Consider the following 26,357-nt stretch of genomic DNA (forward strand, 5'->3'; position numbering starts at 1 on the left):
TTTTTATTTACTGCCTGAGACAACCATTAATGATGGTCGCCGCCACGCAGGTAAATGACCCAGTATGTCAACCCAACTAACAGACCCCCACCGATAATGTTCCCGATAGTGACGGGGATCAGGTTATCAGTAATGAAATTCATAATAGTCAGGTGTGAGAAACTTTCCGGGGATGAACCAACTGCGGTCCAGAACTCCGGGCTTGCAAAGTTGCGGATAACAATCCCCATTGGGATCATGAACATATTCGCAATACTGTGCTCAAAGCCGCTGGCAACAAACATCGCAACCGGCAGAACCATAATCATGGCTTTATCCATCAGGCTACGACCAGAGTAGCTCATCCAGACCGCCAGGCAGACCATCAGGTTTGCGAGGATGCCGAGAGCAACGGCTTCGATAAATGTATGGTGCATTTTGTGGTCAGCGGTTTGCAGGACATTAAGCCCCCAGCCACCGTTGGCGGTCATATACTCGCCAGAGAGCCACATCAACAGAACAAAGAGCAGACAGCCAATCAGGTTACCAACGTAGACGTTAAGCCAGTTGCGCGCCAGTTGACCCCAGGTAATTCTTCCGCTGGCTTTCGCCACAACAATCAGCACCGTTGAGGTGAAGAGGTCGGCGCCGCAAATGACGCAGAGAATCAGACCCAGTGAGAAGCAAATGCCGCCAATCAGTTTGGCCATGCCGAAAGGCATTCCGGCAGTACCGGTGGTGGCGGTGATGTAGAAGACGAACGCGATAGAGATGAACACACCGGCCGTGATCGCCAGATAGAACGTCTTCATCGGGTGTTTCGTTGCTTTATAGACACCCGCTTCTTCGGCAACTTTTGCCATCGCGGCGGGGAGTAAAAGATCAAAAGGGTTGTCAGCTTTCACACTAACTCTCTCATTATTAAGTCGGCGACGAGATACTAACAAAGCATTATAGAAGAGAAATTGATATAGATCATATCTAGCCTGGCTTATAGGCCCGCAGTATGTATGGTTTTACAACAAATGCGGAGTAAGTATTTGATTATCCGTATAAAAATAAATTTTAAAAGTTATGAAAAGAGTTGAATTTTTTCGTTCGGCCCCCTTCGAAACAGTTAATTAATATGGAGTATTAACCATAAAAAGTAACAATAAAGCCCGGCTAAATATTATTATATTTACCCATGTTTAACTTTATTATTACAATCAACAATCATTGCCGAAAAAAATAAAAAAAGGGGCAATGAAATTGCCCCGTAATATAGCCCAGACGATTGAATACGCCTACAGCCGTTAATGTTATATGCGCTTATTTTGACCAGTAAGCGGCTTTCGCCTTCTGCAATTTCTCATAGGCGTTGAGCAGAGACTGATGAGCCGGGAAGGCCTTCAGATCGCTATCAACCGCCTGCAGACCATAGAACGGCTCTTCACCGCTCAGCGCCGCGCTGGCGGCTTCAACTGCTTCTGCACCGTACATGCGTACGAAGGCGTTCAGATACTGCAATGGCTCACGATCGTCTTCCTGTGCAAGCAGCAGCAGGGTTTGCAGGCAGCGATAGTAGTTGGTGCGCTCTGCAGAGAAGACCGACTGGTTAAACTCCATGGTCCATTCGGTCCAGGCCAGGGCCTGATCCAGATCGCCGCCGGCGAGGGCCAGCATCGCTTTCAGCTCACCGATACGCAGCGTGTACCAGCCGTTGTCCTTACCGGTCGCCAGACCCAGCAGTTCGCGCACGCGGGTGAAGTCATCGTGGCCTTCATCGTCCAGCTGGGCGATCAGGTTGAGATAATCTTCTTTTTCCCACTCGCTGCCCGGCAGGGAGAGTAGAGTCTCACGCAGGTGCGCGCCCATGCTGTTGTTGGCGAGCCACAGATCTTCCGCCGGGTAGATATCGGACATCCCAGGTACGATGATGCGGCATGCGTAAACGCCCAGGTGTTCGTAGTCGGCAATGTAGACTTCCTGATCTTCGGCGTTGAAGATTGCCATCAGTGTGGCGAACTCTTCTTCTGTGGTGCCGGCAAAGCTCCAGTCCACGAACGGATAGTCAGCGTCCTGCTTAAACATATCCCAGGAGATCAAACCGCTGGAGTCGATGAAGTGGGTTTCGAGGTTGGTGTGCTCGGCGACTTCTTCATCGTCAAAGGTTGGCGGAGTAAAGACATCGAGATCTTTCAGACTACGGCCTTGCAGCAGTTCGGTCACGGTACGCTCCAGCGCCACGCCGAAGTCAGGATGCGCGCCGAAGGAGGCGAAGCAGGTGCCGTTAGTCGGGTTAAACAGCACGACGCAGATAACCGGATATTTGCCGCCCAGAGAGCCGTCATACGCAAAGATTGGGAAACCTTCTGCTTCCAGTTTCGCGATGGATTCCACCACACCCGGGTAGCGCGCCAGCACGTCTGCCGGGATCTCCGGCAGGCTGATGGATTCAGCGATGATGCGGTTTTTAATGTGGCGCTCGAACACTTCGGATAGACCCTGCACGCGCGCTTCATTGCGGGTATTACCAGCGGACATGCCGTTGGACACATACAGGTTGCCGACGATATTCATCGGAATATACACGGTCTGCTCGTCAGACTGACGGGTGAACGGCAGGGCGCAGATCCCACGCTCTTCATTGCCAGACTGGAGATCGATCAGCATGCTGGCAGTCAGTTCGTTTTCCGGATCGTAGAACGCGCGCAGACGGGCATCCAGAATGCCTTCCGGTAGTTCGTCGTCTTCGGGAAGCGGGAACCATTTTTCGTTCGGATAGTGAACGAACGGGCCGTTGGCGATGGTTTCGCCCAGCCAGAAATCGGCGAAGAAATAGTTGGTGGACAGACGCTCAAAATACTCACCCAGCGCAGAAGCCAGCGCCGCTTTTTTGGTTGCGCCTTTACCGTTGGTAAAGCACAGCGCGCAGTCTTTGTCGCGGATATGCACGGACCAGACGTGAGGCACCGGGTTCAGCCAGGAGGCTTCTTCGATATTAAAGCCCAGGTCGGTCAGTTTCTGCTGGAAGCGAGCGATGGAATCTTCCAGAGCGGCGTCTTTGCCGGGGATAAACGTTTGAGTCATGGCGTTCACTTTTATCGTACGTAAAGCGCGCAATGATACGGGTTTTGCGTGACGGGTGCTATCTCCGGCGAAAATAAATGGCTGGGCTATGCTTACTGTCAGTAACTCACTGTTAAGGCATAGAAAAATGAAAGCATTTGATCTCCAGCGGATGGCGTTTGATAAAGTTCCTCCTGAATTTCTGGGTGAAGTGGCGCTGCGCAGCCTGTACACCTTCGTACTCGTCTTCCTGTTTCTCAAAATTACCGGCCGTCGCGGCGTGCGGCAGATGTCGCTGTTTGAGGTGCTGATCATTCTGACGCTGGGCTCGGCGGCAGGGGATGTCGCCTTTTATGATGACGTGCCGATGGTACCGGTGTTTATCGTTTTTGTTTCCCTCGCCTTGCTCTACCGTCTGGTCATGTGGCTGATGTCAAAAAGCGAAAAGCTGGAAGATCTTCTGGAAGGGAAGCCGGTTGTGATTGTGAAGGACGGGCAGCTGGCATGGGAAAATGTGCAAAGCGCCAATATGACCGAGTTTGAGTTCTTTATGGAGCTGCGTCTGAATAGCGTTGAACAGCTCGGGCAGGTGCGGCTGGCGATCATGGAAACCAACGGGCAAATCAGCGTCTATTACTATGCTGACGACGACGTTAAGCCCGGCCTGTGTATCCTGCCGGATATGTTAGTAGAACGGTTCAGGGTGGTACCTGAAACCGGGGAGTATGCATGTATAAAATGTAGTCATGTGGTGGGGATGCATGCGGGCGATCATCAATTATGCCCTCGTTGTGCAAATCCGGAATGGACGAAGGTTAGCCGGGCTAAACGCCTCGTCTGACAGCGATTTTGTCGGTTTTGTGACGACGAGGCGGCAGATTGTTTTGTGTGATGAAGGGCACATTTCCCCGGTCATAAGTTTTAGACATTGCGGCGCGTGTCACTGAATGATAAAACCGATATCCACAGTTATAACTTATGGCTTTTAGCGTGGTGAGGGGAAATGGCTCAAGTCTTTAATTTCAGTTCAGGTCCGGCAATGTTACCGGCAGACGTGCTTAAACAGGCTCAACAGGAACTTTGTGACTGGAACGGTCTCGGTACGTCGGTGATGGAAATCAGCCACCGTGGTAAAGAGTTTATTCAGGTGGCCGAAGAGGCAGAAAAGGATTTTCGCGATCTGCTGAACATTCCCTCGAACTACAAAGTATTGTTCTGCCATGGCGGTGGTCGCGGCCAGTTTGCTGGCATACCGCTGAATATCCTTGGCGACAAAACGACGGCTGACTACGTTGACGCGGGTTACTGGGCGGCAAGCGCCGTAAAAGAAGCGCACAAATACTGTACGCCGAACGTTATCGACGCCAAAGTGACCGTTGACGGTCTGCGCGCCGTGAAGCCAATGCGCGAGTGGCTGCTTTCTGATAACGCCGCCTATCTTCACTACTGCCCGAACGAAACCATTGACGGGATTGCCATCGACGAGACGCCAGACTTCGGCAAAGACGTTGTGGTTGCCGCGGATTTCTCCTCCACCATTCTGTCTGCACCCATTGACGTCAGCCGCTACGGTGTTATCTATGCGGGCGCGCAGAAAAATATCGGTCCTGCGGGCCTGACGATCGTCATCGTGCGTGAAGATTTGCTGGGTAAAGCGCATAAGTCCTGCCCGTCGATTCTCGACTACACCGTGCTGAACGATAATGATTCTATGTTCAACACCCCACCAACGTTTGCCTGGTATCTCTCCGGCCTGGTCTTCAAATGGCTGAAGCAAAACGGCGGCGTGGCGCAGATGGACAAGGTGAATCAGCAGAAAGCCGAGCTGCTGTATGGCGTCATCGACAAGAGCGATTTCTACCGTAACGATGTGGCGAAAGCTAACCGTTCCCGTATGAACGTGCCGTTCCAGCTGGCGGACAGCAGCCTGGACAAAGTGTTCCTTGAGGAGTCCTTCGCGAAAGGCCTGCATGCGCTCAAAGGCCACCGCGTCGTTGGCGGCATGCGTGCCTCCATTTATAACGCAATGCCGCTGGAAGGCGTTAAAGCCCTGACGGATTTCATGATCGACTTCGAACGTCGTCACGGTTAATTTGCTGTTTTTCACCCCCGCAGCGTCCCTGCGGGGTTTTTATTATGTTGAGTTGAGAGTTTAGTTTTCATGGAATCCCTGACGTTACAACCTATCGCGCGGGTAGATGGCACCATCAATCTGCCTGGTTCAAAAAGTGTCTCGAACCGCGCTCTGCTGCTGGCAGCTCTGGCAAACGGCACCACCGTCCTCACCAACCTGCTGGACAGCGATGACGTGCGCCATATGCTCAATGCGCTGAAAGCGTTGGGCGTTCAATATACTCTCTCCGACGATCGTACCCGTTGCGAAGTGACCGGCAACGGCGGCGCGCTGCAAACCAGTGAAGAACTTGAGCTGTTTCTGGGGAACGCCGGTACCGCGATGCGTCCGCTGGCGGCGGCCCTGTGTCTGGGGAGCAACAACATCGTGCTGACCGGCGAGCCGCGCATGAAAGAGCGTCCGATTGGTCACCTGGTGGATGCCCTGCGTCAGGGTGGCGCGCAGATTGACTATCTGGAGCAGGAAAATTATCCGCCACTGCGTCTGCGTGGGGGCTTTACCGGCGGCAACGTCGAGGTTGACGGCAGCGTCTCCAGCCAGTTCCTGACGGCACTGCTGATGACTGCACCGCTGGCACCGCAGGATACGGTCATCACTATCAAGGGTGACCTGGTGTCTAAGCCGTACATTGATATTACCCTGCATCTGATGAAAACCTTCGGTGTGGAGGTGGAAAACCTCGCGTATCAGCGCTTCGTGGTTCGCGGTGCGCAGCAGTATCAGTCTCCGGGTAACTACCTGGTTGAAGGTGATGCTTCATCTGCTTCCTACTTCCTGGCGGCAGGCGCTATTAAAGGCGGTACGGTGAAGGTGACCGGCATTGGCCGCAACAGCGTGCAGGGCGACATTCGTTTTGCTGACGTGCTCGAAAAAATGGGTGCAGTTGTCACCTGGGGCGATGACTTCATCGCCTGTACGCACGGTGAGCTGAACGCCATCGACATGGACATGAACCATATCCCGGATGCGGCGATGACCATTGCCACGGCGGCGCTGTTTGCCGAAGGCACCACCACGCTGCGCAACATCTATAACTGGCGCGTAAAAGAGACGGACCGCCTGTTCGCGATGGCAACCGAGCTGCGTAAAGTCGGTGCTGAGGTGGAAGAGGGCGAAGACTACATTCGCGTCACGCCGCCGGCAAAGCTGCAGTTCGCAGAAATTGGCACCTACAACGATCACCGTATGGCGATGTGTTTCTCGCTGGTGGCGCTGTCCGATACGCCTGTGACCATTCTCGATCCGAAGTGTACGGCGAAAACCTTCCCGGACTACTTCGAGCAGCTGGCGCGCATTAGCACCCTGGCCTGATTACGTTCTGCCGCATCACCCGATGCGGCATTTCCTTACGCTTCCTGACGATCTTTCCCGCTCATTTCTTCTACACTCTGCTTCAATCATTCCGTAATTTGCACGCAAAGGTAACAGTTGCGCACGTTGACGCGTATAATGCGCGGCGTTCATGTTAACGGTATGCCTTGTTTAAGGAGAAAAAGATGACGGCAGTTGCCCCGGTAATCACCATTGATGGGCCGAGTGGCGCAGGGAAAGGTACTCTGTGCAAAGCGATGGCGGAAGCATTGCAATGGCATCTTTTAGATTCGGGAGCAATCTATCGCGTGCTGGCTCTGGCTGCGCTGCACCATCATGTGGACGTGGCGTCTGAAGAGGCGCTGGTACCGCTGGCTGCGCATCTGGATGTGCGTTTTGTTTCCACCGATGGCAACCTTGAAGTGATCCTGGAAGGGGAAGACGTGAGCGGCGAAATCCGCACCCAGGACGTTGCGAATGCGGCATCGCAGGTAGCGGCTTTCCCACGCGTACGCGAGGCGCTGCTGCGTCGCCAGCGCGCGTTCCGTGAGGCGCCGGGTCTGATAGCTGACGGACGCGATATGGGAACCGTGGTCTTCCCTGATGCGCCAGTAAAAATCTTCCTTGACGCCTCTTCTGAAGAGCGTGCCCAGCGCCGCATGCTTCAGTTGCAGGAAAAGGGGTTTAGTGTTAACTTTGATCGCCTTTTATCCGAGATAAAAGAGCGCGATGACCGCGATCGTAACCGCGCCGTCGCACCACTTGTTCCTGCAGAAGATGCATTAGTTCTGGATTCAACCAGTTTAACTATTGAGCAAGTGATTGAAAAAGCGCTACAATATGCGCGCCAAAAACTGGCACTCGCGTAATTGCGACCGATTTAGCAGTACCCCCGCTGCAATGGATTGACGGCGGGTATGTGAAACAACCCCATCCGGCACGGAGCCAGGTGGACGTTAATATTAACCTGAAGATTAAACATGACTGAATCTTTTGCTCAACTGTTTGAAGAATCCTTAAAAGAAATCGAAACCCGTCCGGGTTCCATCGTTCGTGGTGTTGTTGTTGCTATCGACAAAGACGTAGTACTGGTTGACGCCGGTCTGAAATCTGAGTCCGCCATTCCGGCTGAGCAGTTCAAAAACGCCCAGGGCGAGCTGGAAATCCAGGTTGGTGACGAAGTTGACGTTGCTCTGGACGCAGTAGAAGACGGCTTCGGCGAAACCCTGCTGTCTCGTGAGAAAGCTAAACGTCACGAAGCATGGATCACGCTGGAGAAAGCTTACGAAGAAGCTGAAACTGTGGTCGGTGTTATCAACGGCAAAGTTAAAGGTGGCTTCACTGTTGAGCTGAATGGTATTCGTGCGTTCCTGCCAGGTTCACTGGTAGACGTTCGTCCAGTCCGTGACACCCTGCACCTCGAAGGCAAAGAGCTTGAGTTCAAAGTAATCAAGCTGGACCAGAAGCGTAACAACGTTGTTGTTTCCCGTCGTGCCGTTATCGAATCCGAAAACAGCGCAGAACGCGATCAGCTGCTGGAAAACCTGCAGGAAGGCATGGAAGTCAAAGGTATCGTTAAGAACCTCACTGACTACGGCGCATTCGTTGACCTGGGCGGCGTTGATGGCCTGCTGCACATCACCGACATGGCGTGGAAACGCGTTAAGCACCCAAGCGAAATCGTGAACGTGGGCGACGAAATCACTGTTAAAGTGCTGAAGTTCGACCGCGAGCGTACTCGTGTATCCCTCGGCCTGAAACAGCTGGGCGAAGATCCATGGGTAGCTATCGCTAAGCGTTACCCAGAAGGTACTAAACTGACTGGTCGCGTAACCAACCTGACCGACTACGGCTGCTTCGTTGAAATCGAAGAAGGCGTTGAAGGCCTGGTGCACGTTTCCGAAATGGACTGGACCAACAAAAACATCCACCCATCCAAAGTTGTTAACGTTGGTGATGTAGTGGAAGTGATGGTTCTGGATATCGACGAAGAACGTCGTCGTATCTCCCTGGGCCTGAAGCAGTGCAAAAACAACCCATGGCAGCAGTTCGCGGAAACCCACAACAAGGGCGACCGTGTTGAAGGTAAAATCAAGTCTATCACTGACTTCGGTATCTTCATCGGCCTGGACGGCGGCATCGATGGCCTGGTTCACCTGTCTGACATCTCCTGGAACGTTGCAGGCGAAGAAGCAGTTCGTGAATACAAAAAAGGCGACGAAATCGCTGCAGTTGTTCTGCAGGTTGACGCAGAGCGTGAGCGTATCTCCCTGGGCGTTAAACAGCTCGCAGAAGATCCGTTCAACAACTGGGTTGCTCTGAACAAGAAAGGCGCAATCGTAAACGGTAAAGTGACTGCAGTTGACGCTAAAGGCGCAACCGTAGAACTGGCTGACGGCGTTGAAGGTTACCTGCGCGCTTCTGAAGCTTCCCGTGACCGCGTTGAAGATGCCACTCTGGTTCTGAACGTAGGCGATGACGTTGAAGCTAAGTTCACCGGTGTTGACCGTAAGAACCGTGCAATCAGCCTGTCTGTTCGTGCTAAAGACGAAGCTGATGAGAAAGATGCAATCGCAACTGTTAACAAACAGGAAGATGCAAACTTCTCTAACAACGCAATGGCTGAAGCTTTCAAAGCAGCTAAAGGCGAGTAATATCAGGTTCTCAGCATCATTTGAGCTGTAACGCATTTACAGCGCGAAGGATGAGGATCAAACTTGACAGATTGCAGGATTCGTCCTGTAATCAATAACAAAGGGCGGCTACGGCCGCCCTTGTTTAATGAGCTGTTAAGCTAATTGGTTTGAAAGGAACCGGAGGAATCATGACCAAGTCAGAGTTGATTGAAAGACTTGCCAGTCAGCAACCGCATATCCCTGCCAAGGCAGTGGAAGATGCCGTAAAAGAGATGCTGGAGCATATGGCCTCCACTCTTGCCCAGGGCGAGCGCATTGAAATCCGCGGTTTCGGTAGTTTTTCTCTGCACTATCGTGCTCCACGTACCGGGCGTAACCCGAAAACTGGCGATAAAGTCGAGCTGGAAGGTAAGTACGTTCCACACTTTAAGCCGGGTAAAGAACTGCGCGATCGCGCCAATATTTACGGTAACTGAGTTTAGCCAGCGGGTTAAACTGGGTTCGAAAGAAAGCACCTGCGGGTGCTTTTTTTGTCTCCGTCGCTACCATTCTGAAGGTGTCTCGCATTTTCAGTTGTGTTTGCTGCAACGCGCTAAAAACCCTGCAGCGCTTGCTGTAGATTGCATTTTTCACACCTGACACCCCGCTCGACCTGCCCGCATACTGCCACCCTGAAACAGGGAGGTAGCAATGGGAATTCCCGCTTTAGGTATATGCGCCATTCTGGCAATAGCCCCATTACTTTGGTTACCTGAACTGCCATCGCGTTATACCGTGTGGATAATGATGGCTGGCGGGGTTGCACTGGCCACATGCCAAAACGTACGGCTGAAGTATGTGGGGATGACGCTGTTATTTTGTGTGTGGGGTATTCTGGCCGCGAAGGAGAGCGTCTGGCCGATGGAGCATTTAACCACCGGTGCTGTGCAGGCTGAGGTAGAGATCACCGCCACCGATGGCGCAACTCAGCATCAGGGAAACATTCTCCGCGTCGACGGTCAACGCTGGTGGGGCTCTACTGGCGTTACGCTGTATGGCAATTATCTGCCGCAGGAAGCGTGTCCCGGTCAGCGCTGGGCGATGACGCTCAGGCTCAGGCCTGCGCACGGTGAACTGAATGATGGAGGGTATGATTCCCAGCGCAGCGCGATTGCTCGCCATCAGACGCTAAGCGGACGCTTCACCCATGCCGAACTCGTCGACGGGCGCTGCAGCCTGCGCGCGCAATATCTGACGTCGCTGCAAAACCGACTTTCATCTTATCGCTGGAGCGAGGTTATTCTCGGGCTGGGGATGGGGGAGCGTCTGAATGTATCCCGGGAAATAAAAGACCTGATGCGTGAAACCGGCACGCTGCATTTGATGGCGATTTCGGGGCTGCATATCGCGCTGGCGGCCTCCATCGTCTGGTTACTTGCCCGTGGGTTCCAGTTTTTATTACCCTGCCACCGGGTTAACTGGCGCATGCCTCTGCTGGTCGGGGTGTTCTTTGCCGCTTTCTACGCCTGGCTGACCGGATTGCAACCACCTGCGCTCCGAACGGTGATTGCCCTCGCTGTGCTGGCGGCGCTGCGGATCGGTGTCAGGCAATGGTCTCCCTGGCAGGTGTGGATCTGCTGTGTCGCGGCGATCCTGGTGAGCGATCCCTTAGCCATACTTTCGCAGAGTCTGCTTCTGTCTGCATTTGCCGTCGCCGCGCTGATTTTCTGGTTTCAGTGGTTGCCTCTTCCCCACCGGCAGTGGGCTCGCCGGATACGTCCGCTGCTGAACCTGATCTCTCTGCAGGCTGGCATGTTGCTACTTCTCATGCCGCTACAGGTTCTGATTTTCCATGGCTTCAGTATTTCCTCTCTGGTTGCAAACCTCTTTGCCGTTCCGCTGGTAACGTTTGTCTGCGTACCGCTGATTTTGCTTGGCATGCTGCTTCATCTGCTGCCGCTGGCGGGGCTGGAAAGCACCATCTGGTATGCAGCAGATACGTCACTTTCGGGGCTATTCTGGCTGCTGATGCGCCTGCCAGACGGCTGGCAGAGTGTTGATCAACGTTGGCAGTACATGACGTTACTGCCCTGGCTTATCCTCATCGGCTGGCGTTTCCGCGCCTGGAAAACCGTCCCTGCCGTTTGTCTGGCTGGAAGTGTCTTACTGACATTCCCACTCTGGCGCACGGTGAAAAGCGACGCCTGGACGCTCCATATGCTGGACGTGGGGCAGGGGCTGGCAATGGTCATTGAACGGCAGGGAAAAGCCATTCTTTACGATACCGGACTTGCCTGGCCGGGTGGGGATAGCGCACAGCGGTTAATCATTCCGTGGCTGCGCTGGCATCATCTGCAGCCAGAAGGCGTTATTCTCAGCCATGAGCATCTCGATCACGCGGGAGGTCTCGCATCGCTGCAAAAAACGTGGCCTGAGATGTGGGTGAGAAGTCCATTGCGCCAGGCGGAACATCGCCCCTGTTTTCGCGGGCAGAAATGGCGCTGGCAGGGGTTAACCTTCACCGTTCACTGGCCCCCTGAAAATTATCCGGCTCAGGGTAACAATCACTCCTGCGTAGTAAAAATTGACGACGGTGGGCAGAGCGTTCTGCTGACGGGAGACATTGAAGCGCAAGCAGAACAGGCTATGCTTAGCCATTACTGGCAGCATCTGAGGTCCACCCTCATACAGGTACCTCACCATGGCAGCAATACCTCTTCGTCATTGCCGCTGGTGCAGCGGGTGGAGGGAGAGATTGCTCTGGATTCTGCGGCTCGCTATAACGCATGGCGATTTCCGTCGGCTAAAGTGGTCCGGCGCTATCGAAAAGAGGGGTATATCTGGCACGATACCCCCCATGCCGGACAAATATCAGTGACATTCTCGCAACATCGCTGGCAAATCCGGCGCGTGCGGGAGCAATTTTTACCGCCCTGGTATCATCAGTGGTTTGGCGCGCCCGTAGATAACGGGTAGAATATGCGGCTATTTCAACAAATGCTGGTTTTTTGAATGCATAACGACAAAGATCTCTCCACGTGGCAAACCTTCCGCCGACTCTGGCCGATGATTGCACCCTTTAAAGCAGGCTTGATCGTGGCGGGTGTAGCGTTAATCCTCAACGCAGCCAGCGATACTTTTATGTTATCGCTCCTCAAACCGTTACTGGACGACGGTTTTGGTAAAACGGATCGCTCAGTGTTGCTATGGATGCCTCTGGTGGTTATCGGACTGATGATCTTACGCGGTATCACCAGCTATATCTCCAGCTACTGCATCTCCTGGGTTTCCGGAAAAGTGGTTATGACCATGCGCCGTCGTCTGTTCAGCCACATGATGGGTATGCCGGTCTCGTTCTTTGACAAGCAGTCTACCGGGACGTTGCTGTCTCGTATTACCTACGACTCAGAGCAGGTAGCCTCCTCGTCCTCAAGCGCACTGATTACCGTTGTGCGTGAGGGCGCGTCGATCATCGGTCTGTTCGCGATGATGTTCTACTACAGCTGGCAGCTGTCGATCATCCTTATCGTTCTGGCACCGATAGTTTCTATTGCTATCCGCGTCGTCTCAAAGCGCTTCCGCAATATCAGTAAGAATATGCAGAACACCATGGGGCAGGTAACGACCAGCGCAGAACAGATGCTGAAAGGGCATAAAGAAGTGCTGATCTTCGGTGGTCAGGAAGTTGAAACCAAACGCTTTGATAAAGTCAGCAATAAAATGCGTCTGCAGGGGATGAAAATGGTCTCGGCCTCTTCCATCTCTGACCCGATCATTCAGCTGATTGCGTCCCTGGCGCTGGCGTTCGTTCTCTATGCGGCAAGCTTCCCGAGCGTAATGGAGACGCTGACGGCGGGTACCATCACCGTGGTCTTCTCTTCAATGATTGCCCTGATGCGCCCGCTGAAATCACTGACAAACGTGAACGCCCAGTTCCAGCGCGGGATGGCAGCCTGTCAGACGCTGTTCAGCATTCTGGATTCCGAACAGGAAAAAGACGAAGGTACACGCGAGATTGAGCGCGCCCGGGGCGACGTTGAGTTCTGCAATGTGACCTTCACCTATCCTGGCCGTGAAATCCCCGCGCTGCGTAATATCAACCTGTCTATTCCGGCGGGTAAAACCGTTGCGCTGGTGGGCCGTTCCGGCTCCGGTAAGTCGACCATTGCCAGCCTGATCACCCGTTTCTACGATATTAACGAAGGTGAGATCCTGTTGGACGGTCACGACCTGCGGGAGTACACCCTGCAGTCGCTGCGTAACCAGGTTGCACTGGTTTCTCAGAATGTGCATCTGTTCAACGATACGGTCGCCAACAACATTGCTTATGCGCGCACTGACGAGTACAGCCGCGAGCAGATTGAGAACGCCGCGCGTATGGCGTATGCAATGGACTTTATCAACAAGATGGATAACGGTCTGGATACGATCATCGGTGAAAACGGGGTACTGCTCTCCGGCGGTCAACGCCAGCGTATCGCCATTGCGCGCGCGCTGCTGCGCGATAGCCCGATTCTGATCCTGGACGAAGCAACCTCAGCGCTGGATACGGAATCTGAACGCGCCATTCAGTCAGCGCTGGATGAACTGCAAAAGAACCGTACTTCGCTGGTGATTGCACACCGTCTCTCTACTATCGAGCAGGCAGATGAGATCGTTGTGGTTGAGGACGGCATCATTGTTGAACGCGGAAGCCATGCCGATCTGCTGGAACACCGTGGCGTTTATGCCCAGCTTCATAAGATGCAGTTCGGCGAATGATTGCACGCATCTGGTCCGGTGAATCCCCGCTGTGGCTGCTGCTTTTGCCGCTCTCCTGGTTGTACGGCCTGGTGAGCGGCTCCATTCGTTTGCTATACCGTCTGCGAATCAAGCGTGCCTGGCGCGCGCCGGTTCCTGTAGTCGTGGTGGGTAACCTCACTGCGGGTGGCAATGGCAAAACACCGGTGGTGATCTGGCTGGTGGAGCAGCTGCAAAAACGCGGTATCCGCCCCGGCGTGGTGTCGCGTGGGTACGGTGGTAAAGCGGCGCATTATCCATTGCTGCTCACGGCTGAAACCACGACCGCCGAAGCCGGTGATGAACCGGTATTGATTTTCCAGCGTACCGGCGCGCCGGTTGCGGTCTCCCCGGTGCGCAGCGACGCCGTGCAGGCGCTGCTTGCCGGGCATGCAGTACAAATCATTATTACTGACGATGGCCTGCAGCATTACGCTCTGGCGCGTGATAAAGAGATAGTTGTTATCGACGGCGTTCGCCGCTTCGGCAACGGCTGGTGGCTGCCCGCTGGCCCCATGCGTGAACGCGCTTCGCGTCTGAAATCCGTTGATGCGGTGATTGTTAACGGCGGTGAAGCAAAAGCGGGTGAAATCCCAATGCATCTGCAGCCGGGTCTGGCGATCAACCTGGCAACGGGGGAACGCCGGCCGGTTGCTGAGCTGCCTTCACTGGTAGCGATGGCGGGGATTGGTCATCCGCCACGCTTCTTCGCGACGCTTGAACAGTGTGGAGCCCGGCTGGAAAAACGCGTTCCGCTGGCCGACCACCAGGCGCTGGTGGAAGGGCAGGTTGACGCCCTGACCGTACCCGGACAGTCGCTGATCATGACCGAAAAAGACGCGGTGAAATGCCGTGCCTTTGCGAAAGATAACTGGTGGTACCTGCCGGTTGACGCTGAACTCAGCGGCGAACAGCCGGAACACTTGCTCCAGGAACTGATTGCGTTGGTGCTGTAGAGGCTTACGCGGTTCTGGTGGCGCTTTGACTGACAGGAAAACGCATGTCTTTACCGCAACTCTCGCTTTCAGCCGCACGTCATTTGCACCTTGCCGCGCAGGGGCTGCTCAAAAAGCCCCGCCGCCGCGCGCAGCCTGCCGATATCCTCTCTACCGTCCAGCGCATGTCGCTGCTTCAAATCGACACCATTAACATTGTGGCCCGTAGCCCTTACCTGGTGCTGTTTAGCCGTCTGGGAAGTTATCCCTCGCAGTGGCTGGATGAGGCGCTCTGCAAAGGGGAGCTGATGGAGTACTGGGCGCACGAAGCCTGCTTCCTGCCCCGCAGCGATTTCGCCCTGGTTCGCCACCGCATGCTTGCTCCGGAAAAGATGGGCTGGAAATACCGACAGGCGTGGATGCTGGAACATGCCGCTGAAATTGAGCAGCTTATCGGGCATATTCAGGAAAACGGCCCCGTACGCTCCGCCGATTTTGAACATCCGCGCAAAGGCACAAGCGGCTGGTGGGAATGGAAGCCGCACAAGCGTCATCTTGAAGGGTTATTCACGTCAGGCAAAGTCATGGTGATTGAGCGGCGTAATTTTCAGCGGGTCTACGACCTGACGCATCGCGTGATGCCGCACTGGGACGACGAGCGTGACCTGCTTACTCAGGAGGCGGCCGAGGCCATCATGCTGGAGAACAGCGCCAGTAGCCTGGGCATTTTCCGTCCGCAATGGCTGGCAGACTATTACCGCCTCCGTCAGCCTGCGCTGAAGCCTCTGCTGGAGATATGGCAGCGCGAACAGCGAGTTATTCCCGTTATGGTGGAAACGCTGGGTGAAATGTGGCTGCATGCGGATCTTCTCCCTCTGCTGCCTGAGGCCCTGGAGGGGAAACTCCGGGCGACCCACAGCGCGGTGTTGTCACCTTTCGATCCGGTGGTCTGGGACAGAAAGCGCGCCGAGCAGCTGTTTGACTTCAGCTACCGGCTGGAATGCTATACCCCGGCGCCAAAGCGGCAATACGGCTACTTTGTTTTACCGCTGCTGCACAAGGGAAAACTGGTCGGACGCATGGATGCCAAAATGCACCGCAAGACCGGCACGCTTGAAGTCATTGCCCTTTATCTGCAAGAGGGCATCAGGGTCACGGCGAGCCTGGAAAAAGGGTTAACGTCCGCCATTAGCGAATTCGCGCGCTGGCAGGACGCTCATACGGTAACGCTTGGCCGGGTACCTGACGGGTTATTCACTTCCTGTCGAAGTGGCTGGGAAACAGGCACGCCCTGAAAAGGGAATGTGTTAAGCTTTAGCGATTACCCATACGGAGGAACTATGGATCACCGTTTACTTGAAATTATTGCCTGCCCGGTATGCAACGGCAAACTCTACTATAGCCAGGACAAACAGGAGCTGATCTGCAAGCTCGACAGCCTGGCCTTCCCGCTGCGCGACGGCATTCCGGTACTGCTGGAAAACGAAGCTCGTTCCCTGGTGGCAGAAGAGAGCAAACCATGAGTTTTGTTGTCATTATTCCTGCGCGTTATGCCTCAACGCGTCTGCCGGGTAAACCGCTGGTGGACATCAACGGCAAGCCGATGATTGTGCATGTTCTTGAGCGTGCGCGTGAATCCGGTGCCGATCGCGTGATTGTTGCTACCGATCATCCTGACGTCGCTCGTGCGGTTGAAGCCGCAGGTGGTGAAGTGTGCATGACCCGCGCCGATCACCAGTCCGGCACCGAGCGTCTGGCGGAAGTGGTTGAGAAATGTGGTTTCAGTGACGATACGGTCATCGTAAACGTGCAGGGTGACGAGCCGATGATCCCGGCCGTTATTATCCGTCAGGTGGCAGAAAACCTGGCGCAGCGTCAGGTCGGTATGGCGACGCTCGCGGTGCCCATTCACCACGCGGAAGAGGCATTCAATCCGAATGCGGTGAAGGTGGTGATGGATGCCGAAGGCTACGCGCTCTATTTCTCCCGCGCGACGATTCCCTGGGATCGCGATCGCTTTGCGCTCTCTAAAGAGACCATCGGTGATACCTTCCTGCGTCATATTGGGATCTACGGCTATCGCGCCGGCTTTATTCGTCGCTATGTTGCCTGGGCGCCGAGCCCGCTGGAGCATATCGAAATGCTGGAGCAGCTGCGCGTGCTCTGGTATGGCGAAAAAATCCACGTTGCCGTTGCCCGCGAAGTACCGGGAACGGGCGTTGATACGCCGGAAGATCTTGAGCGCGTCCGCGCCGAGTTGCGCTAATCCCGCCTGCATCCCTCCTTTGGGGGGGATGTCCTCTCCGCGCAAATTCCCCTTTCTTTATCCTAATTGATCTCTTCCGGGTGACATCTTCACGCTGTGCGCTCATTATAAAAGCAGTAGTCTTAATGGGGGTAATCTCATATGGAACAGCTGCGTGCTGAACTTAGCCATCTGCTGGGTGAGAAGTTAAGCCGGGTCGAGTGCGTGAGTGAAAAGATCGATACCGCGCTCTGGTCGTTGTATGACAGCCAGGGCAACCCGATGCCGCTGATGGCACGAAGTTTCTCGTCGCCGGGCGTGGCCAGGCAGCTTGCCTGGAAAATGTCGATGCTGGCACGGGAGGGAACCGTCCGTATGCCGACCGTGTACGGCGTGATGACCCACGAGGAACACCCCGGCCCGGACGTACTGCTGATTGAGCGTTTACGCGGCGTGCCCGTTGAAGCGCCCGCGCGCACGCCGGAACGCTGGGAACAGCTCAAAGACCAGATTGTCGAGGCGCTGCTGGCCTGGCATCGTCAGGATAGCCGCGGGCTTGTTGGTCCGGTCGACAGCACCCAGGAAAACCTGTGGCCGCTGTGGTATCGCCAGCGGGTGGAAGTGCTGTGGGGGACGCTTAACCAGTTCAACAATACCGGTTTGACCATGCAGGATAAGCGTATTCTGTTTCGCACCCGCGAGTGCTTGCCGGCGCTGTTCGATGGCTTTAACGACAACTGCGTGCTTATCCACGGCAATTTTACCCTGCGCAGCATGCTGAAAGACTCCCGCAGCGATCAGCTTCTGGCGATGCTAGGGCCGGGAATCATGCTCTGGGCTCCGCGGGAATATGAGCTGTTCAGGCTCAGCGACAGCGGGGCGGGGGAAGGTTTACTGTGGCACTATCTTCAGCGCGCGCCCGTTGCAGAGGCGTTTCTCTGGCGGCGCTGGCTTTATCTGCTCTGGGACGAAGTGGCGCAACTGGTCAACACCGGACGTTTCAATCGCGCTAACTTCGATCTGGCGGCTAAATCACTCTTGCCCTGGCTCGCCTGACGATCCTTTCAACCACTGCCAGAGGCGTCCGAGCGTTTCGTAGCCGACGCGGTCGCTGTGCATCAACCACATCGGGGAGGGGATCACCCGTTCCCAGGGGTTGAGCGGCGCGCTGATGGCCATCTGGTTTGCCGGTGCGGGAAGTGGGTGCAGGCCTTGCTTCTCGAAGAAAATTATCGCGCGTGGCAGGTGCGAGGCGGAGGTCACCAGTAAGAACGGGACATCGCCAATCGCCTGCTTCACCGCCGCGGCCTCCTCTTCGGTATCCTTTGGGCTGTCCAGCGTGATGATAGAAGAACGCGGTACGCCGAGCGATTCCGCGACTCTGGCCCCCGCTTCAGCCGTGCTTACCGGGTTGGTTTTAGCCGCCGCGCCGGTGAAGATCATTTTTGATCCCGGGTTCGCCAGCCACAGGCGAATGCCCTCGTTTAGCCGCGGCAGGCTGTTGTTGATCAGGTTCGAGCTGGGAGCCCAGTCAGGGTCCCAGGTATACCCGCCGCCCAGCACCACGATGTACTCAACTTTCTTGTTTCCCTGCCACGTTGGGTATCTGTTTTCGATGGGGCGTAACAGACCATCCGCGACCGGCTGCAGGCTCAGCAGCAGCAGGACCAGCCAGCCGAACGTAATAAGCGTTTTGCCACTCTTCTGGAAGCGACTAAACCATACCAGCGCCAGCCCCAGCCCGATGATGATAAGCAGCAGCGGAAGGGGAAGCATCATCCCTCCAACGTATTTCTTAAGGGTAAAAAGCATCCTTTTTGGTTCCTTTTTTGACCATACAGCAGGTGATTACCGGTGATATTACACCAGAGAGGTTCATTCTCCGCGCGGGTGTGACAAAATAGCGGTTTTGCAGTTAGCGAGTGGAACTCTCCCAATGCGGGATCGCAATTTTGATGACATCGCGGAAAAGTTTTCGCGCAACATTTATGGCACCACGAAAGGGCAGCTCCGTCAGACGATCCTCTGGCAGGATCTGGACACCATTCTGGCGACCTTTGGCGGCCAAACGTTGCGCGTGCTGGACGCCGGTGGCGGTGAAGGGCAGACGGCGATAAAAATGGCCGGGCTCGGTCATCACGTCACGCTTTGCGATCTTTCTGCTGAAATGGTCGCCCGCGCGACGCGTGCTGCAGAAGAGAAAGGTGTGAGCGACAACATGCATTTTATACAATGCGCCGCTCAGGACATCGCGCAGCATTTGGAAACCCAGGTTGATCTGATATTGTTTCATGCGGTGCTGGAGTGGGTTGCCGATCCGCAAAGCGTGTTACAAACCCTGTGGTCTATGTTGCGCCCGGGCGGTACGCTGTCGCTGATGTTCTACAATGCTAACGGCTTCCTGATGCACAACATGGTGGCAGGTAACTTCGACTATGTTCAGGTCGGGATGCCTAAAAAGAAAAAACGCACGCTTTCCCCGGACTATCCGCGCGACCCGCAGCAGGTTTACGGCTGGCTGGAAGAGATTGGCTGGCAGATCGTCGGGAAAACGGGCGTCAGGGTGTTTCATGATTATCTGCGTGAAAAACATAAACAGCGCGACTGTTTTGACACCCTAACAGAATTAGAAACGCGGTATTGCCGTCAGGAGCCTTTTATTAGCCTTGGCCGCTATATTCACGTCACCGCGCACAAGCCGCAGATGCAAGGATAACCTATGAGTGAATTTTCCCAGACAGTCCCCGAACTGGTTGCCTGGGCCAGGAAAAACGATTTCTCCATCTCGCTGCCGGTAGACAGACTCTCTTTCCTGCTGGCAGTTGCCACGCTGAACGGCGAACGGCTGGACGGTGAAATGAGCGAGGGTGAACTGGTGGATGCGTTCCGCCACGTCAGTGATGCGTTTGAGCAAACCAGCGAAACCATTAGCGTGCGTGCCAACAACGCAATCAACGATATGGTGCGTCAACGTCTGCTGAACCGCTTTACCAGCGAGCAGGCGGAAGGAAACGCCATCTATCGCCTGACGCCGCTGGGTATCGGCATCACCGACTACTACATTCGCCAGCGCGAATTCTCCACGCTGCGTCTCTCCATGCAGCTCTCGATCGTGGCGGGTGAGCTTAAGCGCGCCGCCGACGCGGCAGATGAAAACGGTGACGAATTCCACTGGCACCGCAACGTTTACGCGCCGCTGAAATACTCGGTGGCCGAGATTTTCGACAGTATCGATCTCACTCAGCGCCTGATGGACGAGCAGCAGCAGCAGGTGAAAGACGATATCGCGCAGCTGCTGAATAAAGACTGGCGAGCGGCCATTTCCAGCTGCGAACTTTTATTGTCAGAAACGTCCGGTACGCTGCGTGAACTGCAGGATACGCTGGAGGCCGCAGGGGATAAACTGCAGGCCAACCTGCTGCGCATTCAGGATGCGACCCTGGCGCATGACGATCTGCATTTTATCGACCGTCTGGTGTTCGATCTGCAGAGCAAACTCGACCGTATTATCAGCTGGGGCCAGCAGTCGATCGACCTGTGGATCGGCTACGACCGCCACGTGCATAAATTTATCCGTACCGCGATTGATATGGATAAAAACCGCGTCTTTGCCCAGCGTCTGCGTCAGTCGGTACAGACCTACTTCGATGCGCCGTGGGCGCTGACCTACGCCAATGCCGATCGTCTGCTGGATATGCGCGACGAAGAGATGGCGTTGCGCGACGAAGAGGTGACCGGTGAACTGCCGCCGGATCTGGAGTACGAAGAATTCAACGAAATTCGTGAGCAACTTGCGGCGATGATCGAAGAACAGCTCGCGGTCTACAAAACCAGACAAGCGCCGCTGGATCTTGGGCTCGTGGTGCGCGACTATCTGGCGCAATATCCGCGCGCGCGCCACTTCGACGTTGCCCGCATTGTGGTAGACCAGGCGGTGCGCCTGGGTATCGCGCAAGCAGACTTCACCGGACTGCCGCCGAAGTGGCAGCCAATTAACGATTACGGAGCCAAGGTACAGGCGCATGTCATTGACAAATATTGAACAAGTGATGCCAGTTAAGCTGGCACAGGCGCTGGCGAATCCGTTATTTCCGGCGCTGGACAGCCAGCTGCGTGCCGGTCGTCACATTGGCCTGGACGAGCTGGATAATCACGCCTTTTTGATGGACTTCCAGGAGTATCTGGAAGAGTTTTACGCCCGCTATAACGTGGAGCTTATCCGCGCGCCGGAAGGTTTTTTCTATCTGCGACCGCGCTCCACGACGCTGATCCCGCGCTCCGTGCTCTCCGAGCTGGACATGATGGTCGGCAAAATTCTTTGTTATCTCTATCTCAGCCCCGAGCGTCTGGCGAATGAAGGCATCTTCACCCAGCAGGAGCTGTACGATGAACTGCTGACGCTGGCTGATGAGAGCAAGCTGCTCAAGCTGGTGAACAACCGTTCGACGGGATCGGATCTTGACCGTCAGAAATTACAGGAAAAGGTTCGCTCTTCCCTGAACCGTCTGCGCCGTCTGGGGATGGTCTGGTTTATGGGCCACGACAGCAGCAAATTCCGCATTACGGAATCTGTCTTCCGCTTCGGCGCTGACGTGCGTGCGGGCGATGACGCGCGTGAAGCGCAGCTTCGCATGATCCGCGATGGTGAAGCGATGCCGGTGGAAAACCATTTGCAGCTCAATGACGAGCATGAAGAAAATCTGCCGGATAGCGGGGAGGAAGAGTAATGATTGAACGCGGTAAATTTCGCTCACTAACGCTGATTAACTGGAACGGCTTCTTTGCCCGTACTTTCGATCTGGATGAGCTGGTCACGACGCTCTCCGGCGGTAACGGGGCAGGTAAATCCACCACCATGGCGGCGTTTGTTACGGCGCTGATCCCCGATCTGACGCTGCTGCACTTCCGTAACACCACCGAAGCGGGTGCCACCAGCGGCTCTCGCGACAAAGGTTTGCACGGTAAGCTGAAAGCAGGCGTCTGTTATTCCGTGCTGGACGTCATCAACTCCCGTCACCAGCGCGTGGTGGTGGGGGTGCGCCTGCAGCAGGTCGCCGGCCGCGACCGTAAAGTGGATATCAAACCGTTTGCGATCCAGGGGCTGCCAACCTCCGTGCAGCCAACCGCGCTGCTGACGGAAACGCTGAACGAACGCCAGGCGCGCGTGTTGACGCTGCAGGAGCTGAAAGACAAGCTCGAAGCCATTGAAGGCGTCCAGTTCAAACAGTTCAACTCCATTACCGACTACCACTCCCTGATGTTCGATCTGGGCGTGGTGGCGCGTCGTCTGCGCACGGCATCAGACCGTAGTAAATACTACCGTCTGATCGAAGCGTCCCTGTACGGCGGTATCTCCAGCGCCATTACCCGTTCCCTGCGTGACTACCTGCTGCCGGAAAACAGCGGCGTGCGTAAGGCCTTCCAGGACATGGAAGCGGCGCTGCGTGAAAACCGCATGACGCTGGAAGCGATTCGCGTTACCCAGTCTGACCGCGACCTGTTTAAACACCTGATCAGCGAAGCCACCAACTACGTGGCGGCGGACTATATGCGCCATGCTAACGAGCGCCGCGTTCATCTCGATCAGGCATTAGAATACCGCCGCGAGCTGTTTACCTCCCGTAAACAGCTGGTGGCCGAGCAGTATAAGCACGTCGAGATGGCGCGCGAGCTGGGCGAACACAACGGTGCCGAAGGCGATCTGGAAGCCGATTACCAGGCTGCCAGCGATCACCTGAACCTGGTGCAGACCGCGCTACGCCAGCAGGAAAAGATCGAACGCTACGAAGCGGATCTCGATGAGCTGCAGATTCGTCTCGAAGAGCAAAATGAAGTGGTGGCCGAAGCCGCCGAGATGCAGGAAGAGAACGAAGCCCGCGCCGAAGCCGCCGAGCTGGAAGTGGACGAGCTGAAAAGCCAGCTTGCCGATTACCAGCAGGCGCTGGACGTGCAGCAGACGCGTGCGATCCAGTACAACCAGGCGCTGCAGGCGCTACAGCGTGCAAAAGAGCTGTGCCATCTGCCAGACCTGACGCCGGACAGCGCCGACGAATGGCTGGATACCTTCCAGGCCAAAGAGCAGGAAGCTACCGAGAAACTGCTCTCGCTTGAACAGAAAATGAGCGTCGCGCAAACGGCGCACAGCCAGTTTGAGCAGGCTTATCAACTGGTGGTTGCCATTAATGGCCCGCTGGCGCGTAACGAAGCCTGGGATGTTGCCCGTGAACTGCTGCGCGACGGCGTCAACCAGCGCCATCTGGCCGAGCAGGTGCAGCCGCTGCGTATGCGTCTGAACGAGCTGGAACAGCGTCTGCGCGAGCAGCAGGAAGCCGAGCGTCTGCTGGCCGAGTTCTGCAAGCGTCAGGGTAAAAATTACGATTTCGACGAACTTGAGGCGCTGCATCAGGAGCTGGAAGCGCGTATTGCGGCCCTTTCCGATACCGTATCAAACGCCAGCGAGCAGCGTATGACGCTGCGTCAGGAGCTGGAGCAGCTTCAGTCCCGTTCGAAGGCACTCCTGCAGCGTGCGCCGGTCTGGCTGGCAGCGCAAAGCAGCCTGAACCAGCTCAGCGAACAGTGCGGCGAGCAGTTCGAGTCCAGCCAGGAAGTGACCGAATACCTGCAGCAGCTGCTGGAGCGCGAACGCGAAGCGATTGTTGAGCGTGATGAAGTGGGCGCCCGCAAGCGCGACGTCGATGAAGAAATCGAGCGCTTAAGCCAGCCGGGCGGGTCAGAAGATCCGCGTCTGAATGCCTTAGCCGAGCGTTTTGGCGGCGTGCTGCTGTCAGAGATTTACGACGACGTCGGCCTTGATGATGCACCATACTTCTCCGCGCTGTATGGTCCATCCCGCAACGCAATTGTGGTGCCGGATCTGTCGCTGATTTCTGAGCAGCTCGCAGGACTGGAAGATTGTCCGGAAGATCTCTATCTGATCGAAGGGGATCCGCAGTCGTTCGATGACAGCGTCTTCAGCGTTGACGAGCTGGAAAAAGCGGTGGTGGTGAAAATCGCCGATCGCCAGTGGCGTTACTCCCGCTTCCCGGAGCTGCCGCTGTTTGGCCGCGCCGCGCGCGAAAGCCGCATCGAAAGCCTGCACGCCGAGCGTGAAACGCTGTCTGAACGTTTTGCCACCCTTTCGTTTGACGTACAGAAAACCCAGCGTCTGCACCAGGCGTTCAGCCGCTTTATCGGCAGCCATCTGGGCGTGGCGTTTGAAGCCGACCCGGAAGCGGAAATCCGCAAGCTCAATACCCGCCGTGGCGAGCTGGAACGTGCCATTGCAAGCCATGAAAGTGACAACCAGCAGAGCCGCGTCCAGTTTGAACAGGCGAAAGAGGGCGTCGCTGCCCTTAACCGCATCCTGCCGCGCCTGAACCTGCTGGCGGATGACACGCTGGCCGACCGCGTGGATGAGATTCAGGAACGTCTGGATGAAGCCCAGGAAGCCGCGCGTTTCGTGCAGCAGCACGGCAACCAGCTGGCGAAGCTGGAGCCCGTCGTGTCTGTACTGCAGAGCGACCCGGAACAGTTCGAGCAGTTAAAAGAAGATTATGCCTGGTCACAGCAGGTGCAGCGCGAAGCGCGTCAGCAGGCGTTTGCCCTGACGGAAGTAGTGCAGCGTCGTGCGCACTTCGGCTACTCCGATTCGGCTGAAATGCTGAGCGGTAACAGCGACCTGAATGAAAAATTGCGTCAGCGCCTTGAGCAGGCGGAAGCGGAACGTACCCGCGCCCGCGAAGCAATGCGCAGCCACTCGGCTCAGCTGAACCAGTACAATCAGGTGCTGGCCTCGCTGAAAAGCTCCTTCGACACCAAGAAAGAGCTCTTAAACGACCTGCAGAAAGAGCTACAGGACATTGGCGTCCGTGCCGACAGCGGGGCGGAAGAGCGCGCGCGCATTCGTCGTGATGAGCTGCATAGCCAGCTCAGCAATAACCGTGCGCGTCGTAATCAGCTGGAAAAAGCGCTCACCTTCTGCGAAGCGGAAATGGATAACCTGACCCGTCGCCTGCGCAAGCTGGAACGCGACTATCATGAAATGCGCGAGCAGGTCGTGACGGCGAAAGCGGGCTGGTGCGCCGTAATGCGCATGGTGAAAGACAACAACGTTGAGCGTCGCCTGCACCGCCGCGAGCTGGCGTACCTCTCTGCCGATGAGCTGCGTTCCATGTCGGATAAGGCGCTGGGTGCGCTACGTCTGGCGGTGGCGGATAACGAACACCTGCGCGATGTATTGCGCATGTCAGAGGATCCGAAGCGTCCTGAACGTAAAATTCAGTTCTTCGTGGCCGTTTACCAGCACCTGCGCGAGCGTATCCGTCAGGACATCATTCGTACCGACGATCCGGTTGAAGCCATCGAACAGATGGAAATCGAGCTGGGCCGCCTGACGGAAGAGCTGACCTCCCGCGAGCAGAAGCTGGCTATCAGCTCCCGCAGTGTGGCGAACATCATTCGCAAAACCATTCAGCGCGAGCAGAACCGTATCCGCCAGCTGAACCAGGGGCTGCAGAGCGTGTCGTTTGGCCAGGTGAACAGCGTGCGTCTTAACGTCAACGTGCGTGAGGCCCATGCTACGCTGCTGGACGTATTGTCTGAGCAGCACGAACAGCATCAGGATCTGTTCAACAGCAACCGTCTGACCTTCTCCGAAGCGCTGGCGAAGCTGTATCAGCGCCTGAACCCGCAGATTGATATGGGCCAGCGTACGCCGCAAACTATCGGTGAAGAGCTTCTGGACTACCGTAACTACCTGGAAATGGAAGTTGAGGTTAACCGTGGTTCTGACGGCTGGCTGCGTGCGGAATCCGGGGCGCTCTCGACCGGTGAAGCGATTGGTACCGGGATGTCGATTCTGGTGATGGTGGTCCAGAGCTGGGAAGATGAAGCGCGTCGTCTGCGCGGCAAAGACATCTCCCCATGTCGACTGCTGTTCCTCGATGAAGCAGCGCGTCTTGATGCCCGCTCGATTGCCACGCTGTTCGAGCTTTGCGATCGTCTCGATATGCAGCTCATCATCGCGGCGCCGGAAAACATCAGCCCTGAAAAAGGGACCACCTATAAGCTGGTGCGTAAAGTCTTCCAGAACAGCGAGCACGTTCATGTTGTAGGTCTGCGTGGTTTCGCGCCGCAGCCGCCGGAGTCATTGCCGGAAACCACAGCAGACGCTTCCTGAAGCATCTGCTGACCCGAAGCGGCGCACTGGCGCCGCTTTTTTTTTAAACTTAACTTGTGCTTAGGGCTGCGTTATCTTTAAACTTCTTTACATAAGGTAAGGCAACAGAGTAGCCGTCTACCTATAATGA

20 protein-coding genes are annotated in these 26,357 nt (G+C 55.7%); 17 read left to right on the plus strand and 3 right to left on the minus strand.

Going from position 1 to position 26,357, the window contains the following annotated elements:
* Positions 1-26: 26 nt before the first annotated feature.
* Positions 27-884, minus strand: a complete 858-nt coding sequence (gene focA, locus MX657_RS07900) for a formate transporter FocA (protein ID WP_028012564.1) — start codon at positions 882-884, stop codon at positions 27-29.
* A 406-nt stretch (positions 885-1,290) separates the two neighbouring features.
* The gene (ycaO, locus tag MX657_RS07905) at positions 1,291-3,051 is read right to left on the minus strand and encodes a 30S ribosomal protein S12 methylthiotransferase accessory factor YcaO (protein ID WP_217479906.1); all 1,761 of its coding nucleotides are present in this window, start codon (positions 3,049-3,051) and stop codon (positions 1,291-1,293) included.
* A 127-nt stretch (positions 3,052-3,178) separates the two neighbouring features.
* Here ycaO and MX657_RS07910 point away from each other — a divergent pair, with 127 nt between their 5' ends.
* The 13 genes from MX657_RS07910 (at position 3,179) to MX657_RS07970 (ending at position 18,105) form a co-directional block, all read left to right on the plus strand.
* Complete coding sequence (locus MX657_RS07910) at positions 3,179-3,871, plus strand: DUF421 domain-containing protein (protein WP_080327700.1); 693 nt, start codon at positions 3,179-3,181, stop codon at positions 3,869-3,871.
* A 162-nt stretch (positions 3,872-4,033) separates the two neighbouring features.
* Complete coding sequence (gene serC, locus MX657_RS07915) at positions 4,034-5,122, plus strand: 3-phosphoserine/phosphohydroxythreonine transaminase (protein ID WP_346807981.1); 1,089 nt, start codon at positions 4,034-4,036, stop codon at positions 5,120-5,122.
* Between the two features lie 69 nt (positions 5,123-5,191).
* Positions 5,192-6,475: a 3-phosphoshikimate 1-carboxyvinyltransferase gene (aroA, locus tag MX657_RS07920; protein WP_119914964.1), complete on the plus strand. Its 1,284-nt coding sequence runs from the start codon at positions 5,192-5,194 to the stop codon at positions 6,473-6,475.
* Between the two features lie 185 nt (positions 6,476-6,660).
* A complete protein-coding gene (cmk, locus tag MX657_RS07925) occupies positions 6,661-7,344 on the plus strand; it encodes a (d)CMP kinase (RefSeq protein ID WP_080327697.1) in 684 nt (227 codons plus the stop codon).
* Between the two features lie 111 nt (positions 7,345-7,455).
* Positions 7,456-9,129, plus strand: a complete 1,674-nt coding sequence (gene rpsA, locus MX657_RS07930) for a 30S ribosomal protein S1 (RefSeq protein ID WP_008499966.1) — start codon at positions 7,456-7,458, stop codon at positions 9,127-9,129.
* A gap of 170 nt (positions 9,130-9,299) precedes the next feature.
* A complete protein-coding gene (gene ihfB, locus MX657_RS07935) occupies positions 9,300-9,587 on the plus strand; it encodes an integration host factor subunit beta (RefSeq protein ID WP_008499965.1) in 288 nt (95 codons plus the stop codon).
* Between the two features lie 214 nt (positions 9,588-9,801).
* The gene (locus tag MX657_RS07940) at positions 9,802-12,066 is read left to right on the plus strand and encodes a ComEC family protein (RefSeq protein WP_346807983.1); all 2,265 of its coding nucleotides are present in this window, start codon (positions 9,802-9,804) and stop codon (positions 12,064-12,066) included.
* Between the two features lie 36 nt (positions 12,067-12,102).
* The gene (msbA, locus tag MX657_RS07945; protein WP_346807984.1) at positions 12,103-13,851 is read left to right on the plus strand and encodes a lipid A ABC transporter ATP-binding protein/permease MsbA; all 1,749 of its coding nucleotides are present in this window, start codon (positions 12,103-12,105) and stop codon (positions 13,849-13,851) included.
* Positions 13,848-14,825, plus strand: a complete 978-nt coding sequence (gene lpxK / locus MX657_RS07950; protein ID WP_346807986.1) for a tetraacyldisaccharide 4'-kinase — start codon at positions 13,848-13,850, stop codon at positions 14,823-14,825. The genes msbA and lpxK overlap by 4 nt, the downstream gene beginning before the upstream one ends.
* A gap of 44 nt (positions 14,826-14,869) precedes the next feature.
* Positions 14,870-16,099 (plus strand): winged helix-turn-helix domain-containing protein, encoded by a 1,230-nt coding sequence (locus tag MX657_RS07955; protein WP_346807988.1) that lies wholly within the window; start codon positions 14,870-14,872, stop codon positions 16,097-16,099.
* A 45-nt stretch (positions 16,100-16,144) separates the two neighbouring features.
* Positions 16,145-16,327, plus strand: a complete 183-nt coding sequence (ycaR, locus tag MX657_RS07960; protein WP_006174474.1) for a protein YcaR — start codon at positions 16,145-16,147, stop codon at positions 16,325-16,327.
* Positions 16,324-17,070, plus strand: a complete 747-nt coding sequence (kdsB, locus tag MX657_RS07965; RefSeq protein ID WP_119914960.1) for a 3-deoxy-manno-octulosonate cytidylyltransferase — start codon at positions 16,324-16,326, stop codon at positions 17,068-17,070. The genes ycaR and kdsB overlap by 4 nt, the downstream gene beginning before the upstream one ends.
* 141 nt (positions 17,071-17,211) lie before the next feature.
* Positions 17,212-18,105: a YcbJ family phosphotransferase gene (locus MX657_RS07970; protein ID WP_119914959.1), complete on the plus strand. Its 894-nt coding sequence runs from the start codon at positions 17,212-17,214 to the stop codon at positions 18,103-18,105.
* Here the strand turns inward: MX657_RS07970 and elyC are convergent.
* Positions 18,082-18,861, minus strand: a complete 780-nt coding sequence (gene elyC, locus MX657_RS07975; RefSeq protein ID WP_346807991.1) for an envelope biogenesis factor ElyC — start codon at positions 18,859-18,861, stop codon at positions 18,082-18,084. The genes MX657_RS07970 and elyC overlap by 24 nt on opposite strands.
* A 124-nt stretch (positions 18,862-18,985) precedes the next feature.
* On the opposite strand from elyC, the gene cmoM reads away from it, so the two are divergent.
* Genes cmoM through mukB form a run of 4 tightly spaced genes read left to right on the plus strand, consistent with a single transcriptional unit; the run spans position 18,986 to position 26,227 of the window.
* Entirely contained in the window at positions 18,986-19,765 is a 780-nt protein-coding gene (cmoM, locus tag MX657_RS07980; RefSeq protein ID WP_080327690.1) for a tRNA uridine 5-oxyacetic acid(34) methyltransferase CmoM, read from the plus strand.
* A 3-nt stretch (positions 19,766-19,768) separates the two neighbouring features.
* Complete coding sequence (gene mukF, locus MX657_RS07985) at positions 19,769-21,091, plus strand: chromosome partition protein MukF (RefSeq protein WP_041910621.1); 1,323 nt, start codon at positions 19,769-19,771, stop codon at positions 21,089-21,091.
* Positions 21,072-21,776, plus strand: a complete 705-nt coding sequence (mukE, locus tag MX657_RS07990; RefSeq protein WP_008499954.1) for a chromosome partition protein MukE — start codon at positions 21,072-21,074, stop codon at positions 21,774-21,776. The genes mukF and mukE overlap by 20 nt, the downstream gene beginning before the upstream one ends.
* Complete coding sequence (mukB, locus tag MX657_RS07995; protein WP_218728824.1) at positions 21,776-26,227, plus strand: chromosome partition protein MukB; 4,452 nt, start codon at positions 21,776-21,778, stop codon at positions 26,225-26,227. Before mukE ends, mukB begins: the two co-directional genes overlap by 1 nt.
* The last annotated feature ends 130 nt before the right edge of the window (positions 26,228-26,357 follow it).

The organism is Enterobacter chuandaensis, from assembly GCF_039718975.1.
GTDB lineage: Bacteria > Pseudomonadota > Gammaproteobacteria > Enterobacterales > Enterobacteriaceae > Enterobacter > Enterobacter chuandaensis.